This is a genomic window from Alteromonas sp. ABV4_515, from assembly GCF_056160345.1.
The window spans coordinates 62,498-81,340 of sequence record NZ_JBSWWZ010000005.1; the positions used below are offsets into that span (position 1 = coordinate 62,498).

Annotated in this window: 11 protein-coding genes; 5 read left to right on the forward strand and 6 right to left on the reverse strand. The window is 46.3% G+C overall.

The genetic code is table 11. From position 1 onward, the window contains the following. Positions 1–9: 9 nt before the first annotated feature. Positions 10–1,863 (reverse strand): alpha-amylase family glycosyl hydrolase, encoded by a 1,854-nt coding sequence (locus tag ACXAGX_RS12560; RefSeq protein ID WP_474838736.1) that lies wholly within the window; start codon positions 1,861–1,863, stop codon positions 10–12. Between the two features lie 412 nt (positions 1,864–2,275). On the opposite strand from ACXAGX_RS12560, the gene ACXAGX_RS12565 reads away from it, so the two are divergent. The 4 genes from ACXAGX_RS12565 to ACXAGX_RS12580 all read left to right on the forward strand — a co-directional run bounded on the left by ACXAGX_RS12565 (position 2,276) and on the right by ACXAGX_RS12580 (position 10,375). Further along, a complete protein-coding gene (locus ACXAGX_RS12565) occupies positions 2,276–5,179 on the forward strand; it encodes a TonB-dependent receptor (RefSeq protein ID WP_474838738.1) in 2,904 nt (967 codons plus the stop codon). Positions 5,180–5,333: 154 nt separating this feature from the next. Beyond that, positions 5,334–6,821 (forward strand): tryptophan halogenase family protein, encoded by a 1,488-nt coding sequence (locus tag ACXAGX_RS12570; protein WP_474838740.1) that lies wholly within the window; start codon positions 5,334–5,336, stop codon positions 6,819–6,821. Further along, complete coding sequence (locus tag ACXAGX_RS12575) at positions 6,821–8,308, forward strand: tryptophan halogenase family protein (protein ID WP_474838742.1); 1,488 nt, start codon at positions 6,821–6,823, stop codon at positions 8,306–8,308. Before ACXAGX_RS12570 ends, ACXAGX_RS12575 begins: the two co-directional genes overlap by 1 nt. An 18-nt stretch (positions 8,309–8,326) precedes the next feature. Next, the gene (locus ACXAGX_RS12580) at positions 8,327–10,375 is read left to right on the forward strand and encodes a glycoside hydrolase family 97 protein (RefSeq protein WP_474838744.1); all 2,049 of its coding nucleotides are present in this window, start codon (positions 8,327–8,329) and stop codon (positions 10,373–10,375) included. Positions 10,376–10,419: 44 nt separating this feature from the next. Here ACXAGX_RS12580 and ACXAGX_RS12585 read toward each other — a convergent pair whose 3' ends face one another. The 5 genes from ACXAGX_RS12585 to ACXAGX_RS12605 all read right to left on the reverse strand — a co-directional run bounded on the left by ACXAGX_RS12585 (position 10,420) and on the right by ACXAGX_RS12605 (position 18,374). After that, entirely contained in the window at positions 10,420–12,309 is a 1,890-nt protein-coding gene (locus tag ACXAGX_RS12585) for an alpha-amylase family protein (protein WP_474838746.1), read from the reverse strand. A gap of 84 nt (positions 12,310–12,393) precedes the next feature. Further along, positions 12,394–13,287: a PEP-CTERM/exosortase system-associated acyltransferase gene (locus ACXAGX_RS12590; RefSeq protein WP_474820172.1), complete on the reverse strand. Its 894-nt coding sequence runs from the start codon at positions 13,285–13,287 to the stop codon at positions 12,394–12,396. A gap of 592 nt (positions 13,288–13,879) precedes the next feature. Beyond that, the gene (locus ACXAGX_RS12595; RefSeq protein ID WP_474820168.1) at positions 13,880–14,389 is read right to left on the reverse strand and encodes an RNA methyltransferase; all 510 of its coding nucleotides are present in this window, start codon (positions 14,387–14,389) and stop codon (positions 13,880–13,882) included. Positions 14,390–14,474: 85 nt separating this feature from the next. Beyond that, complete coding sequence (locus tag ACXAGX_RS12600; RefSeq protein ID WP_474838748.1) at positions 14,475–15,293, reverse strand: patatin-like phospholipase family protein; 819 nt, start codon at positions 15,291–15,293, stop codon at positions 14,475–14,477. A 276-nt stretch (positions 15,294–15,569) separates the two neighbouring features. Then, a complete protein-coding gene (locus ACXAGX_RS12605) occupies positions 15,570–18,374 on the reverse strand; it encodes a TonB-dependent receptor (protein ID WP_474838750.1) in 2,805 nt (934 codons plus the stop codon). On the opposite strand from ACXAGX_RS12605, the gene ACXAGX_RS12610 reads away from it, so the two are divergent. Continuing rightward, entirely contained in the window at positions 18,368–18,568 is a 201-nt protein-coding gene (locus ACXAGX_RS12610) for a hypothetical protein (protein WP_139138954.1), read from the forward strand. The two genes, ACXAGX_RS12605 and ACXAGX_RS12610, sit on opposite strands and share 7 nt — an antisense overlap. Positions 18,569–18,843 lie beyond the last annotated feature (275 nt).

An 18,843-nucleotide genomic window follows, 5' to 3' on the forward strand; every position in this document is an offset into this window, starting at 1 on the left:
TAATTATAATTATTTACTGATCAGCCACACGGTTGCCTGGTTCGCTGGCACCTCAAGCGTGCTGCCTAGCGTCTTGGTGGCAAAGCCTTTCGCGTCGACACGCTGAATTTGTGTGAATGTCGACAGACGCTCATCAAAACGATGCAAATCGAGGGCTTTCTCGTCGCCCTTATTAAGCACGACCATGAGTTGTTGCTGGTTTTCTGCGTCGTGACGAAAATACACGTAAGTACCGTCGAACGGAACGAAATGCGTCATTTCTCCGCTAAATAATGTTGGATAAGATTGACGCAATTGCAACAAATTACGAATAAACTCTTGTGCATTTGTCTGTTCGGGGGTTAATCCCTGCCCCGTAAATGCGTTACTGCTATCGCCCTTCCAGCCACCCGGAAAATCGCGACGAATAATCCCATGGTCTTCCGTTCCCAGGTTTTGCATTAACAGTTCTGTGCCATAGAAGATCTGCGGTATTCCTCGGGTAGTTAAGATGGTTGTCATGGCCATCTTCCACTTATCAATATCATGGCCAAGTTGGGTGTAAATGCGACTCATATCATGATTATCGGCAAATATGACCAATTTAGACGGATCACCATAGATAAAGTCGCCTGCCAGCACTTCATAGAGCTTTTTCAACCCGGTTCCCCAGCCCTCCTCTTCATTAAGCGCGGTAACCAAAGCAGCTTGAAGCGGAAAATCCATCACCCCTGGCAACCAAGATTTATACCCGTCTTTTCGCAAAGTGCCGTGCTGCCAATAGGAAGTAATAACAGGATTAACAGACCATTCCTCACCGACAATATTTAAACGGGGATATTCGGTCATTAATCGATGGGTCCAGGCCGATAAAAAGGCCTTGTCTGAGTATGAATACGTGTCTACACGAATGCCGCTTAATCCCGCATATTCAACCCACCAAACGGCATTTTGAATGAGATACGTGGCAAGCTTAGGATTGCTCTGGTTTAAATCTGGCATCGATGGCACAAACCAACCATCGTTAAAAGCGGCTTTGTCGAATTGGGTTCCATGAATGTCGTGCATGGTCTCGCGAATGTGGGTGGTTGCGGAAAATTCCCCATTGTGATGAATCCAATTTTCATCCGGTGCAGCGTTCATCCAAGGGTGATTGCCCCCAATATGGTTAAGCACCATGTCCATAATGAGACCAATACCCTGCTCTTTGGCCGCAACACTCAATTTTTTGTAGTCTGCATTGCTACCATACCGGGGATCAATATTGTAGTAGTCTGTAATTGCATAGCCATGATAGGAATAACTGTCCATGGCATTTTCAAGCAAGGGCATTGACCAAATTTGGGTAAATCCCATTGAGCTCAGATAATCAAGATGATTAATTATTCCTTGAATGTCGCCGCCATGACGCCCGCCTTTATTATCTCTGTCGAGTGGATCTTTAAAACCATCCACATCGTCATTTTGTGTGTCGCCATTTGAAAAGCGATCCGGCGTTAATAAATAAATTGTATCTTTACTATCGAAGCCCTGTCGGCTGGCAGAACCCGTTTGCCGCGCATGCAACTCATAATCCAGCGTGATCGTGTCACCTGATTTCTTTTCAATAGTAAGTGACACCTTACCCGGTTTAGCATCGTCACTGATTTCCAAATCGACAAACAAAGTATTGTCATTAGAAGAAGGGACAACGCCTTTTACAACAACCCCCGGAAAATTCGTCGTAACAGTACCTTCTCCCACTCCCTCTTCTTCAATCAGCAACTGCAAATAATTTTCTTGCATGCCAATCCACCACATGGGAGGCGAAATAGTCGCAGCCTGCGATGCTGAAGATAAGATGGCACTGGCTAAAATGCTTGAGGTTAAGCGGCTGATTTTCATACTTGGGGTTCCTGACTACAGCTTTTGTTTTTACATGCTGTTAACGATACGTTAATTGCTATGAGATACTACCTTGTACTGTCAAAGCGCACCAAACCCCTGCATACGTATTCAAAGAAATTAGACAGATGGGTGTTTCGTGACTATATAAATACGTAGAAAGCGTCTGAATCTTTTAGATTTTTTACACGAATGCAACATTGCAACACCCATACTCATAACACCAAAATCTGAATCAATTAAGCCATAAATAGAAAAAATACCCACAATCCATATACATCATGGAATTATAAAAACTTAATCAATTAAGAAAAAAATAAAAAACTTCTTGCGAATTGTAAAAACAACGCCTATTGTTAACGCAATGTTGCAGCAATGCACATCATGTAAAAGCACAAAAGGGCACTACAAAATGAAGAAAACACAATTTTTTAAACCCGCTGTCCTGACGCTGGCTGTCAGCTCAGCGCTCTACTCTGGCGTAATCAGCGCACAACAAACAGAAAATGCTGATGCTAAAGACGTGGAAGTCATTGCTGTTAAAGGTATTCGAGGCTCGCTGATGCGGGCTCAAGCCGTTAAGATGGATAACTCATCCATTGTTGAAGCAATTTCTGCTGAAGATATCGGTAAACTGCCAGACTCATCTATCGCTGAATCACTGGCTCGATTGCCTGGTATGGCCGGTGAACGCGTTGGTGGTCGTACTTCCGGTGTTTCAGTTCGTGGTTTTAAAGAAGACTTCACCGGTACTTCATTGAATGGTCGTGAACTTATCGGTATCGGTGATAACCGTGGTGTGGAATACGATTTGTATCCATCAGAAATCATGACTGGTGCAACCATTTATAAAACCGCCGATGCCTCCCTGTTAGTTCAGGGTATTGGTGGTACGGTAGACCTGCAAACCGTGCGCCCTCTTGCAGCCCAAGAAACGCTTACTCTCACTGGCGTTTATGAAATGGGTGGCAACGACTCTGATAACCCGGAATTCGATAACACCGGTAAGCGCTACGCCCTGTCTTTCGTTGAAAAATTCGCTGACGACACCATGGGTATCGCTGTAGCTGTGGCAACGACAGAATCACCACGTAACGAAAGAAAATACGGTGTTTGGGGCTACGGTGAAAACGAAAATACCGGTGCCATCGTTCCTTCAGGTCTTGATACGCAAGCAATTAGCCGCGTTCTGGAACGCGATACCTTCTCAGGCATTTTCCAATGGCGTCCTACTGACGATCTAGACATCGTAGTGGATGCGCTTAGCATTGATTATTCAGACTCAGGTGTGATTCGTGGTTTTATCGAACCGTTCGAGCTGGATGAAGCGGCGCAAAATGGTTCAGGCGTAAATACAACAGGTGTGCAACGTGCCGCCAATCCTGTTTTACGTACCGACCCTGCGCAGAAAGACGGTGAACTGACTACCTTTGGTCTTAACGTTAACTATCACCTAAATGATGAATGGTCAGTTACATTAGACGTTGCAGATAGCAGCTCCGAGAAACGCGATTTGCGCGGTGAGTCTTATGCCGGTATCGCAAGAAGTGGCTCTGACATTGGCGATGGTGCTTCTCGTACACGTGATTTCGAGATGAGCTCAGACGGTATTTTCTTTACCGGTTCAACAGGACTTGGTGCTTTTTCCGACCCGAGTCTGTTACAACTTACCGGCCCGCAAACCTGGGGGGGCGGTATGGCAGCCCTTGCTGATGAATTTACGGCATTGGGCGGCAGTTTCGAAAACGCGCAAGACGGCTTCCTGAACTACGCGGATTTCGAAGAAGAATTGACCACGGTACGTCTTGAAACTGAAGGTCTTGTTGAATGGGGTATTGTCAATAAAGTCAATGTAGGGGTGGCATACAGCGATCGCTACAAAATGAAAGACAACCGCGGTTTCTTTGCCACAGCGTCTAGCTTCCCTGATTCAGAAGCCATTCCAAGTGAATATTTATACGACGGCTTAGCCGACCTCACATGGGCAGGTCTTGGTCAGGTTGTAGCTTACAACGGGTTCGCCCCTTACAACGATGGCGAATATACGCTGAACGATGCTGGCTTACTGGAACCAGATCGTTTGGGTGACACGTTTAAAATCTATGAAGAAGTGACAAGCCTGTTTGCCAAGTTTGATTTTGAGACCGAAGTCGGTGGTTTCCCTGTAATGGGTAACTTTGGTGCGCAATATGTGCAAACCGATCAACGCTCTACCGGTTATATCGGTATCGTAGGCGAGAACTTCAAAGTATGTGACGCTGACAATAACAACGTTATCGACGCCGATTGTATTCAAGATATTTCTGACGACTACTCACACTTCCTGCCAAGTCTGAATGTGACGGTTGAAGTGGGCGACAACCAGTTCTTACGCTTTGCAGCAACGAAAACCATAAGTCGTGCGCGTATTGACCAGATGAAAGCTTCAGGCTTTGTGAAGTACGATCAAAACCTTAACCTGGTCGCGATCCCTAACAACCAGGCTGCAGTAGACCAGTACGGTACACCATGGTCTAAATTCCAGGGTAATCCGCGATTACGTCCGCTTGAAGCGAACAACTTTGATATTTCGTTCGAGAACTACTTCGAAGACGAAGGTTACATCGCCGTAGCCATGTTCTATAAAGACCTGGTCAACTGGACACGTGACGGTAACCTGACCATTGACTTCACCAACGATGAAACAAACGGTGGCGCGAATTATTACATTCCAAGCTTCCACAACAAGGAAGTGATCGCCGAAGAAGGCTTAGTGGGTCCTGATGGTACTTTCTACGCTCAGGGTACAATTTTAACGCCCCCTGACACAGGTACATTCTCGTTCTTCGAAGATGGCCTGACAGGAAGCGTGAAAGGTGCTGAAGTAACGGCGCAAGTTCCACTGCGCATGGTTACTGACGTATTAGATGGTTTTGGTGTGGCTGCCTCTTACACCTACATCGATGCTGAGCTAAACGACGGTACCGCCATTCCGGGACAGTCTGACAGAACCATGTCTCTCACCGCTTATTATGAAAAGAACGGCTTTGAAGTACGTGTTGCTGCAACAGACCGTGGCGAGTTCCTGACTTATCAACGTGGGGGCTCAAACAAAATTGAAGCCGCTACCCGTGACGGTATCACTCAGGTCGATGCACAAATCAGCTACGACTTCGAAGACAGTGGCATTCAGTATCTGGAAGGTTTACGCGTTTCTTTGCAAGGTACCAACCTGACCGATGAAAAAGAGGAAACCCGTGACAGCAACGGTATCGTAACCCTGCGTCGTGAATTTGGTCCTTCATACATGCTGAACTTCAACTATTCTTTCTACTAAGTAGTTAACTATTGGCACCGGTTTTAACCGGTGCCTGGTTGATTGTCGGGGAATTTACTTTCCATATTGCGCAGGCAAATTCCCCTTCTTTCATTTACTCACTTGCAAAAACTCTTAATATACTTTTTTACGTAGCTAATAAATGGATTCGCGTATGAGCGCTCACATTCGCAAACTTGTTGTCGCTGGCGGCGGCACCGCTGGCTGGATGGCAGCCGCACTGCTAAAAAAAGTACTTGGTCACTTGGAAATCGAGCTGGTTGAATCTCAAGATATTGGCATCGTTGGCGTAGGTGAAGCCACCATTCCACCTATTCAAACATACAACCAATTCCTTGGTTTGGATGAAAGAGCTTTCCTAAGCGAAACCAACGCGTCAATCAAACTCGCTATTCGCTTCGAAAACTGGAAACAAAAAGGCAGCAGCTATTACCACACTTTCGGTGCCCCGGGTGCGACGGTCGGCTTTGTTGGCTTCCAGCATTATTGGTTACGGGCAATAAAGGCGGGCCTGAACAAATCATTCTGGGATTACGACCTCAATTATTTGGCGTGCAAAGCAGGCACATTCAATAAAATCCAAACAGACAATCCAGTATATCAACTCCCCTACGCTTACCATTTTGATGCCACTCTGTATGGTCAATTTTTAAGACGATTGGCTGAAAAATCAGGCGTGGTGAGAACCGAAGGTAAAATTGAACATGTAAAAACAAACCCAGAAACCGGGTTTGTGGAGGCGTTGCAACTTACGAGCGGTAAACAAATCCATGGCGACCTGTTTCTCGACTGCACCGGTATGCGTGGCCTACTGCTACAAAAAACACTCGGCGTCGAATACGAAGACTGGTCAAAGTGGTTGTGTGCAGATTCAGCCCTTGCCGTACCTTCCCAGCGCCATGAGAAAACCGCTCCGTTCACTCGCAGCATCGCCCACGAAAGTGGCTGGCAGTGGCGAATTCCGCTAACACATCGAAATGGCAATGGGCTGGTTTACAGTTCCCGTTATATGGATGACGACACCGCTGAACAAACCCTAATGTCGAATCTAGACACCGCCCCCTTAGATACGCCGCGAAAGATCACCTTTCGAACCGGACGTACCGTTAAACAATGGCACAAGAATGTTATTGGTATCGGGCTTTCCAGCGGATTTCTGGAACCCCTGGAATCCACCAGCATACATCTTATTCAAAGTGGTATTGTCCGCCTGCTTAAAATGTTTCCAAACCATGTCATCAACCCCAGTATGGAAGCGCTGTACAACGCCGAATCAAAAGAAGAATTTGAAACGATTCGAGACTTTATCATTTTGCACTATAACGTGACTGAACGTGATGATTCTGAGTTCTGGCGAGACATGCAAAAACTCGCACTTCCTGAAAGACTTGCCACCAAGATAGATGCCTTTCGCGACACCGCGACGCTGCATAATGAACAGAACGATATATTTCGCGATGCTTCATGGGTTGAGGTGATGCTCGGACAAGGGATAATGCCACAAAGCTACCATCCTTCTGCCAATAACTTCTCTGATCAAGAGATCCTCGCGATCATGCAGAAAATAGAGGCAGCCAAACTGCAACCTTTGGGGAGTCTTGTGGCACATGATGATTTTCTTCGCAAGATCACGGCGAACTGATGCGTTTGCATAACATCGTTATCGCAGGAGGTGGTACAGCGGGTTGGATGGCCGCTAACCTCATCGCTCATGCCTGGCGGGATAAACCCGTTTCGGTCACCCTGGTTGAATCCGCAGATATTCCTACCGTGGGTGTGGGTGAAGGGTCGACCCCTACATTAAAACGCTTTTTCAGTGATCTCGGTATTGCTGAGCAAGACTGGATGCCAGCCTGCAATGCGACCTATAAAGTCAATATTCGCTTTCGCGATTGGAGTCCCGGTTCGGGCATTAGCGAATATTCACACCCGTTCATTAGTCAGCCTGATACATTCACAGAACGGGCATTTCATGTAAACTGCCATACTCGCCGTTTAGGTCTTGATGTGAACACCCAGCCAGACGACTTTCTGCTCAACGGCTGGCTTGCAAAAGCGCACTGTGCCCCAAAAACACCGCCAAATTTTCCCTTCAGAATCGAGTATGGATATCACTTTGATTCCGCCCTGCTTGGCCGCTTTCTTACCAAGCATGCGATGGCATTAGGTGTCATGCGTAAAGAAGGTAATATTTCGCAGGTTCAAAAACACGCGAATGGCGATATTCGCGGGCTTCAAATGGAAGACGGCAGTTTTGTCGAAGGTGACTTTTTTATCGACTGCACCGGTTTCCGCTCTCTATTATTACAACAGGCACTCGAGGTAGGTTTTACGCCTTTCAGTGACAATCTATTCAATGACAGCGCCGTTGTGTTACCTACACCCGCTGCAGAGCAGCTTCCTGTTGAAACCGTTTCAACTGCGTTATCCGCAGGCTGGGCCTGGTCTATTCCGCTTAGCCACCGCTCCGGAAATGGCTATGTCTTTTCGTCAGCGCATATCAGGCACGATCAGGCAGAAACAGAACTACGGCAGCACCTCGGTTTAGCTGATAATGAAGGTGACGCCCGTTTTCTATCTATGAAAGTCGGACAGGTTCACAAGCACTGGCATCGAAATTGTCTTGCGCTGGGTCTGGCGCAGGGGTTTATCGAGCCCTTAGAAGCCACTGCGCTTCACCTGGTTCAACTTTCCACAGAATTCTTCATTGAACATTATGAGAAAGGCAACTTCGGTTCCGCACACCAAGAGAGCTTCAACACTACCATTTGTGAGCGATTTAATCGGGTTCGCGACTATATTGTGGCCCACTACAAACTGAATACCCGAGACGACACTGACTATTGGCGAGAGAACCGTAACAACATGGCGCTGTCGGAGTCGCTGCTTCAACTCCTTGATGTGTGGTATCGAAAGGGAGATTTGCCCGCCGAGATCCAACGGCAAAATCTGCATCACCACTTCGGCACCACATCATGGCACTGTTTGCTCGCCGGCTACGGCTGCTTTCCCCCGCTAGCCAAGAATCAACCTGGATTAGGCGATTTATTCGTTGAGAAAGATCTCGATGCGTTTTTCCGTGGCTGTTTGCTTAATTTTCCCACTCAACAAGATTACCTAAAACGGTAATATCTCTGGATGTAAGACATGCGCAATACAACTCTTTTAACGATGCTTTTGCTTTTGTTGCTTTGCGGCGCCATAGACGCACAAGCGATGGATACGAATAGCCGAGCTGCAAAACACGTACTCCATTCTCCTGATGGTAATTTGTCCGTCAGCTTTGAAATCAATGAAGGTAATCCAACCTATTCGGTCAGTATGGGTGACAAGCTGCTTATTCGCCCTTCCGCGCTGGGTTTTCGATTTAAACACCAAGAGCCACTATCAAACAATCTTGAAGTAACAAACATTCGCCAGGAGCATCATCGTGATTCCTGGGAAACCGTATGGGGAGAGCGAAAGACGATTGTCGACAACTACGAGCAGATCCAAGTCGATTTACAGGAAACCACAACAAACCACCGTCGTTTCTCGCTAATATTTCGGGCTTATGATGACGGCATCGCATTTCGCTATGCCATTCCACAACAACCTGAACTCAACAGATTAACCGTAACTGAAGAACTCACTCGCTTTTCGTTTAACCGAAATTTTCAGGCATGGTGGATCCCCGCATATAAAAACCAACGCTACGAGTACCAATATGCCAATTCGGCACTAAGCAGTGTTGATATCGCCCATACGCCTATCACCTTAGAAGACGACGGGATTGTCATGGCGGTGCACGAAGCCGCGTTGCTGGATTACCCGTCAATGACGCTGAAAAGTATTAACGATAATCAGATCATCTTTACTGCAGATCTGGTGCCTTGGGCAAACGGCGACAAAGCGTATATCAATACGCCGTTTATTAGTCCCTGGCGCGTTATTCAGGCAGGAACCTCAGCCGTCGATTTGCTCAATAGCGATATCATGCTTAATCTTAACGCGCCTGCTGAGGAAGACATCGACATCACCTATATCAAACCCGGTAAATACATGGGGATATGGTGGGAAATGCACATTGGTGAAAAAGACTGGTCACCGGGAGAAAAGCAAGGCGCCACAACTTTACGAGCAAAGGAATATATTGATTTTGCAGCCAAGCACCACATTGATGCCGTATTAATAGAGGGCTGGAATACAGGCTGGGAAGGTGAATGGTGGCAACGCAAACCCACGTTCAGTTTTACCACACCAGTGGCAGGATTAGATTTGGCCGCTGTTGCAGACTATGCAAAACAGCACAATGTGAGCATTGTGGGTCATCATGAAACTGCCGCGGGTGTCAGCTACTACGAGAAGCAAATGACGGCGGGCTTTGATTATTATCAGCAGCTTGGTATTTCTTCCGTAAAAATGGGCTATGTGGGTACGCGGTTAGACGGACAGGAATGGCATCATGGTCAATTCATGGTTCGCCACTTTAATCGTGTTGTACGTGAAGCGGCGCGTCACGGGGTAATGGTAAATGCACACGAAACGATTAAAGCCACAGGATTGCGCCGCACGTTTCCGAATATCATGACCCGGGAATCGGTGCGGGGCATGGAATATAATGGCGGCAGTCCGGATACCGGCAATCTGCCAAATCATACAGTGATTATCCCCTTCACCCGGGGTCTGGCAGGACCCATTGATTTCACGCCTGGTATTTTCAATTTTAACTACCAAAAGTACCGACCTCACAACCGGGTACCAACCACACTAGCTAAACAGCTCGCCCTCTATGTGCTGCTTTACAGCCCCCTGCAAATGGCCGCAGATTTACCCGAGAACTACGAAGATCATCCCGCGTTTAAATGGATTGAAGATGTGCCTACAGACTGGCAAAAATCGGTGGCTATTGACGGAGAAATTGGTGAGTTTCTGGTAACAGCGCGACAAGACCGACATTCAGAGGACTGGTTTCTTGGTGCAGCAACAAATGAAAAAAACAGAACACTGAACGTGGCCACTGACTTCTTGAAAGCAGGCCAAAAATACCGCGTGGTTCGCTATGAAGATGGTGATGATGCACACTGGGAGCGCAATCCGTCCAGTTACCGAATAACAACCACCGAGATTGTTGGTGGCGAGAGCGTATTACTGAAACTTCAACCCGGCGGTGGCGCAGCCTTGCATTTTGCTGCACTTTCCGCCGAATCAAAATAGTAGTAAGTCACCCAACCGGGTTACGCATAACCCAGTAAAGCTCGTTACCTCGATAATATAACTGATTGAAGTGGTTTGAGTTTTAGTTGAATTATCCGTCTGCCATCAATGCTATTTGATGTGTAAGTGGTGTAAGACAATAAATCCGTGAAGATGGCAGCCCCGCGTTGGCTGTCATCTAACTGCGTGATATCAGGAACGGTAAGCGTAACCTCGACAGTTTTTTCACTGTAAAAATTACTGACACTTATTAGCTGCACTGATTCTGTGTGGCGCTGAAAAGCAAAAACAAATGGGTCGTCGCTTCTACCGTCAACTAACATAGTACGTTGCAATGAACGATATTCACCCGAGCTGGCCGCAGGATGTGTTCTCGCGATATTCAATACGCGGAAATAGTAGTCTCGCAATGCAGCTTCATCTTCCGACAACGCGCCGCCATCGAATGCCCCATTGTTCATCCAACGCTGATGGGCGGGCACACCACCGTAATCGAAAATAGAGGTTCGGGTTGGCTGCCCAAAACCTAGCGCTTCACTTCCGTCTTCGCCGACTTCCTGACCAAAATAAATAAGCATGGGCGATGCGCTAATAAGCGCTGATACCACCAGAGCCGGCTTCCCTTTCAACGGGTCGCCAGCAAATTCCGGACTCGCAATACGCTGTTCATCGTGGTTCTCAAGAAAGTGCAACATGTGGGGGGCGATATCGGCATACTGCTGCTGAATATTATCAAGTGCAGATACATTCCCGTTTCCCTGCATGATGCGTTTTAATGAATCATAAAAATCTACCTTGTCATACAAATAGTCCATTTTGCCCAAGTGAATGTAATCTCGGTACAGCGCAGGTTGATAGACTTCTGCCAACAGCAATGCGTCTGAATTTGCCTGTTTTATCGCGCTATTAAGATAAGACCAGAAGGCCACAGGCACCATTTCTGCCATATCGTATCGGAAGCCATCTACGCCTTTTTCCAGCCAGTACAGCGCAATATCGCGAAACTTAACCCAAGAATCAGGCACTGTTTTTCCACGCCAGAAATTGGCGTGCTGCTGCAATGTGGCGTCAAAAGAAAGTGAGTCGGGAAACGCGGGAAATGCGTTTACGCCATCGGGTGACACGCCATAATTTATTTTTACGGTTTCATACCAATCGTTGACGTCAGGCTTAGCCTTGCTCGCACCGTTACCCGTCCAACGTGCAGGAAATTCATCGAATTCACCATCAACAAGTGGATGGGCTTCACCACCCAAGGGCACGGTTTGTGAAGTAAAATCCGGGACTTCAAATTTTTCACCCGGAAGGTAGTAGAAATTATTGTTCTTTTGATAAATTACGGTAGTGTCGTCATGCATTCCAAACGTCGTTTCCGGACGAGTAAGAGACTCATATCGGCGGGCAACGTGATTTGGCACAATATCAATGATCACTTTCAGGCCAGCATTATGAGTACGTTGAATAAGAGCCTCAAATTCCGCCAATCGTTGAGTAGGATCTACGGCTAAGTCTGGGTCAACATTATAATAGTCTCGTACTGCATACGGTGAACCCGCACGCCCCTTTACCACATCAGGATCATCAGGCTGAATACCAAACGCACTATAGTCTGTGACGGAAGCATGATGAGGTACACCGGTATACCACACATGCGATACGCCCAAATTGCGGATTTCATTCAATGCTTTTGGCGAAAAATCTGCAAACTTACCTACACCATTCTCTTCAATGGCGCCCCAAGGCTTATTGGTTGTATTAGTGTTGCCAAACAGACGGGTGAACACTTGATAAATAATTACCTTATTCTGCTGCGCGTTTTGTTCTGCATCACGAGTAGGCGCTGTCACATTCTGCTCCGGTGATTGCTGACATCCCATAACCATCACTATCATCATAGAGAGGGAAACGATGCGGTGTATTTGCCTGGTAAGCATAGACCTTCCGTTGATTATTTTTGTTGTAAAAAAACCGAGCATACAGGCTCGGTTCCTTTAAACAATCAACATACGTATTCAGTATTATGCTGCGCGTGTTTTCTGATCTTTTGTCGTTAGCATTGATGGATTCGGCTTGTGAATTGAGCCGAAATTAGGCACATCTTCCAGTTCTTTCATGATCTTGCGATAAAAACGGTGAAGAGAGGGTGATATTTGATGGAAGAACTCTTCTGGAGACAGCTGATAAGCAGCACGCTTACCATGATATTCAATCACCTGCCCTAACTGGTTAAACTCAATACCGAGCATACGTAGGCTTCTGGCGAGCTTAGGCTCCATCATCACATAGACATTTTCTACATCGCGCAATACGCAGATTGTTGCCGCAAAGAAATACAGCGCTAAAGTGAGATACGGGAAATTTCGGTCTGGTTTGGTTTTCTTGAAACCTTTGTCGAGTGATTTGCCAGTCACTGGAGAAAGGTTTGTGTCTGTTTCGCGACGGCGAAAGCGTTTTGGTATAGCGAGACGGGAAATTTCACAAACAGAATGTCGAGGAAGTCGCGCCGGGCTGTTTTCATCCATACGAATAGCCTCTGCACAATTTTGCTCGATGGGGAGCATTTGACCATTATGTTGCGGCATAACCACGCGGATGGTGCCTGCACAGTCACCTGTGGCTTTGTGCTTTATATAACAACTGATTGCATACTCGTCGAACTCATCGACTTCCATTTTGTTTGGCCTTATGTCTTCGAAGGCCATCTCTTCACAATACACTTGATGTCGGGTTCGGAAACACGCACGTTGGTCTTTCTCTTCGTGGGCGACAACAAGCGTAAAGTGTTCGAAAAAATGACTGGCAGCCGCATCAATGGCTTTGTTCATTTTCCGCTTTACTAGCGGTTTTACGATGTGCTTAACACCAGGGACCTGATGGACTTTTTTAAAAGCATTTAACAAGCGACGTTTCACTCTGACTCCCAACGATTCGAAAGAGGATTTTTTATTCTATTAATGAGTCTTACTTGGTGCTTCCGTGACTTACCAAACAGCCCACACCTTGCGATGTGGGAGTCACCCTGCGAGATCAGTTTGAATAACGGATTTAAACAAATGCCACAACTCAAATGCATTCTTACAGCGTTACTACATTTTAATTTTTATTAAGCGTACTTTTCCAATAATAGTAAACAATAATCAGACCAACTTTGTGCGGATCTGAAGATAATTGAAAAGATAAAATGAAGTATTGCTTTATGAAAGTTGAAGAAATACTAAAAATATATGATAACGAATACGTCATTTGACGTACAAGAAAGTATAACTTACTGATTTAATTTGAATTTAACAGCCTGCTCAGTGCTCATAAATTGCGCTAACTACATGAATTATTGGCAGAAATCTAAGTAGCATACTTTAGTATAAATTCAAATTTTTCGAAAAATAATTACGATCGTTCAATGATCACAATCCGATCGCTATTTAAGATCGTAAAATATCCTGACACTTTTTTACTATTCTTCTTGCTGGTGTTGCAAAACGGGAACAGGTTTAAGACGAACTGTTATTTTTTAGGTATACGATGCTGATTATTGGTGTCTCGGGAAGCCCTAATCACGTCATCACTGCGATCAAAATCCCCTTTCGCCATTCGGTCGTAAAGCACCACATTTACGGTGGCAGCGAGATTCATACAACCTTTGGTTGGAATATATACAACCTCGTCAGCCCACGCCAGCACTGATGCTGGCACAGAACCGTCCTCTGGCCCAAACACGTAAAATGCATTGTCCGGATGGACGAAATCGGGCAAGGGTGTCGCCCCTTCTACGAGTTCAATCACAACGGTTTTAGCACCAGCAGGCACAGCCTGTTGCAAATCGGTAACAGCAGACGTGTTAATCACTTTATGCATTGCTTTGGTGTCTGCATAAAATTCCTTCGCCCGCTCGTAGCGCTCGCCAGTATAGAATACTGCAGATGCCTGGTAGCATCCTGCGGCGCGCAAAACAGATGCAACGTTAACGGGGTTTTTAGGGTTAACTAAACCTATTGCTGATTGCGTGTGTACCATTTTACAAGAGTACTTCTACTGCTGCTTAAAAAAAGGGGCGGCAGTATCGCAAATCTGAAATTAATAGCCAAATCCTTTCTGCAGATTATGCCGCATTTGCATAAAGCGCACGCCGTGCCATTCTTCGCCCTTGCGCATACCCTTTAAGTAACTTGTATTTGTCCATAGTGAGACGTTTAACACAGAACGCCTGATCGGGTGCAATCACCGTTAGCTTGCAATCAGAAGGCGGGGAGTTTAAAAATTCCAACGTTTTGTTGTAAGTGGCCGCCCGACGAAGCATGGCATTTAATAGACCAGGCTGTTGACCATACATCCTGTGTAACAACCAATTGCTTTTCAATTCTGGTTTAGTAAAGCCACGGGCCTGGGAAAGAATCACGGTAATATCCCGCGCGCCCATCTCATAAGCTTGGCGAACAGGAATAGAATCCCCTACTCCACCATCAACATAAGGCACACCATTAATGATAGGCTGGGTACGATAGGCTGTGGGGATCGCACAGGATGCGACCATTAATTGGTCAACCGTATCTCGGGTAACGCGATGATACTCACTGTCACCACTTTGTGTGTTCGTAATGCCAACATATAGAGGAATACTCGCGTCAGGTGCCTTCAGAATTGCCTTTGCCTGATGCCACAACCAATGCACATCTGTCATATGCCCACCCTTGATAAACCGCAGCGGGCTGAAAAATTCGCTACGGGTCGCAAAATCAGTAATGATGGTTTTACTCAAACCATGGGCCCCACAAACGTACGTCGACAAATTTGTTGCGCCTGCAGACACGCCAATAGCGAAATCGAAGGGGTAATAGTCCTCTTCCATAAATTTATCTAGCACACCGGCGGCAAAAATACCTCGCATTGCACCGCCCTCAACTACCAACGCAGATTTCATATCGCCTGTCCTTAACGTTGCCTGGTTCTAATCTTTATCTGGTAAGACCAGCATATTTTGTACCAAAATGAAATGGCAGTGTGGCTGAGCTACGATTTTACGGTAAAGGCAATATAGACCGTGATAAACGCGGGACAAGGACGAGTGTTCATGTGAAAAATAAGCACAATGATAGTGCTTAGTGCATAAAAAACCGCCCCAGCGCGTCCTGCACTGGGGCGGTTTTTACAGGCTAATGAAAATTTTACCTTTCAACTACTGATTTGCTTGACGCTATTAGAATGCGTAATTAAAGCCAAGCAGATAGTTTGCGCCGTAAGATTGATAGAGCAATACCTGACGGCTATCGGTGCCAGAGGTTTGTACATCGTCTTGGTCGGTAATATTCTGTGCTTGCAGCGTTACGCGAAGTCCTTCGAGATAGTCGATACCAGACTCACTGAAGTCATAACCAAGCTGCGCGTCCCAGAAGGTGCCGCCTTGGTTGGTGGTATCAGACAATGCCAGACTCAAGCCACGCGCCTCAGTAAGGTATGAAGAACGCTTAGTACCAGCAATACGAATTTCAAAACCATGACTTTCATAGAACACGGTCAAGCTGTAGTTTTCATCAGAAAGACCTGGAATACGCGTTTCTCCGCCCTCTGCAGCCGCATCAGCGCTGCCGTCCATAAAGGTCGCGCTAGCAAACACACCGAAACCTTGCAGCGCGTCAGCGATCAGTTCACCTGGCAAACTCGCTTGAATTTCGTAACCGCGAACAAATCCTTCGAATCCATCCTGTGGCGCCGTGTTATACCCTTCGAACAACACAGGTGGTAATGCAGCATCGTCTTGAGTGTGGTGAATTTCTGGCAAGTAGTACGGTGTAAAGTCAGCTAACAAGCCATTTTCACGGTGCCAGTTCTTAATGTCTTTAAAGAAGTAAGACAGCGCAATGTAACCGGTATCAGCAAAATAATTTTCATAAGCCAAGTCAAGTTGATTCGCTTCATAAGGCTTCAAGTCAGGGTTACCTGAGCTTCCACCCCATGGGCCATTTTCCAAACTGTTCGAAAGAATGTTGGTATTGTTAAATGAGAACGTGACCTGATTATTCGGGCGCATATCATCCATGCGTGGACGGCTCAGCACTTTGCTTAAACCAAGGCGGAAAAATTGGCCTTCTGCAAACTCCGCACTCAAGTTCAATGTGGGCAGTATATCAGTGTAATCTGTGCCACCGGCTACAGGAATTGCCTCAACAAAGCCATCAGAAGTCATGGCGGTGCTAAATCCGGTTGAACTTTGATCAGCATGTACCACTTGCAGACCCAGATTACCGCGAATGTAAATATCATCAATAGCGGTATCTATGTCGAGTTTTCCGTATAGGGTCGTCAGCTTTTCATTTACTACATAGGTATCGCCTAAGCGTCCAGCATCAACCAACTGCGCGTCGGTAGCCTGATAGTATCCACTGTTATAAAGCCCAAGAGCATCGTAAGCCAGTACTCCACCAATACCCACGAAGTCCAACGGCACAACACCAAGCACGTCAGGAATTGCATCATCACCTGGATAAGTCGGTGCAGTCAGATAAGCACCATTATTGATTTTGCTTTTTTCGCGATCGGAGTAAATAACCCCAATTTCTACACCACTGAATACGCCCCATTCAACAAATCCTTCCGTCTGCAAACGGAAAGAATCGAGACTTTCTTCAAAGATAGGTTGGTTTACGAAACCGTCTTGCGCATCACCACCAACAATAGGCGCTCCCCATGTTTGCGGCCCAGCAAGACGAATCAGGCTTGGATCAGTAAGATCCACATCGGCCATAGACGGATGCGATGTGTAAATCGCGCCGGTAGAGGTCATTTCCCATGAACGTGCTGTCAACGGGCGACCATCTGTGCCGGCCCGGCCAACACCTGAGTAACTTTCAATATCGGTGATGGTTTTATCCACTTTACCGGTTGAAACGTCAGCCGTAACGCTCCAGTCATTGTTGAGAATGTATTCTACGTTCAGGCCAAACGTTTTCAGTTCTGCATCCTGACGGCGAACGTCATTGCGTACCACACTATAAAAGCCGTCATAGTAGCCTGACGTTACCAGGCCATCTTCTACGCCGGTAATCGTGTAGTCGCCAGTACCCCATTCAGCTCCACCTTCTTCAACACCGCGTCGGGCGTCATCTTCAAGGAAGTCGATATAAAGCGCATCGAATTGCAAATTCAGCTTATCTGTCGGTGCCCACTGGACAACCGCGGCCACTGAATCTCGGTTCATCATTGCTGAACGGGCGAATGAGTCGTGACCACCCAGAATCAGTGTATCTTCAGGAACCGTCACACCTTCAGCAGCGTTGTCAGGATTTGCTGTAGCATAACCCCAACCGCGGAATTGATTTTCCTGACGCGGCGATTCCATGGTTGCAACGGTCAGCGCAACCCCTAAGGTGTCGTCAAGAAATTGATCGACAAAGTTGAATGAAAGACGATGCCCTTGATTATCAAAATCAGGGTTGGCCGCATCTTCTTTGTTTTTTTCCAGCGTACCATTGATGGTCATGGTAGATTCAGCAGTCAGTGGTTTCACTGTTTGCAAATCAATAGAACCACCAATGTTCTGTGTGGTCATGCCAGCTTCAGGCGTTTTGTAAACCAGAATATTAGAGATTATTTCCGTTGGATATAAGTCGAATTCGACGCCGCGGTTGTCACCCATACCGAGCAATTCACGGCCGTTCAGCGTGGTGCCTACGTAGTTTTCGTTAAATCCGCGAACAGAAATACCACTCGTGCGGCCATTACGTCGCTCACCGGCCAGACCTGGAAGACGGGAAAGTGATTCTGCAATACTGGTGTCGGGTAATTTTCCGATGTCTTCTGCAGACAACGCCTCAACAATAGATGTGCTGTCCATCTTAATGGCTTGTGCCCTTTGTAAACTACCTCGAATACCGGAGACTTGAATAACTTCAACGTCGTCTGCAGACTCAGTTTCATCGGATTGTGCGAAAGCGGGTACAGCGGTGATGGCAAATCCTGTCGCGATAAAAGCCATCTTGATTAAGTTCGGTTTGAAATGTGTCATTAATATTCCCTAATGTGAACCGAGAAGCTGCTCCTCTGGATGGTGCGCACCGAAGAATGGGACTAATCGGTTTGCTGAAATGGGGCGCATCCAGAGGCAGCTTTGATGAGTTGTCATCAATATTTTTATTGCTGTTTAATGACAATGTTTATCGTCGCGAGCATCCTAACCAGTTGGTAAAATTTGCTCAATGATCTGCATACGTATTCATAAAACAAATAAAACAATCAGTTAACACGCAGGAGAAAATCCGCTTTGCTCTAAACTTGTTATTCAACAAGCCCTGGCTAGAGTTTCGTTAAGAAAATCAAAGAAGCGACATGCGTAAAAGTAACGCTAAGTTAACAAAGAATAAGAAGGAAATTTAATAAACTGTTAAAGGGCCAAACGGCGGAAAAATGGCGTAAAAACGGAATGATGCTGGTAGCAAAACACTACCAGCATGTTGGAACTACTTAAGATTTAGCGA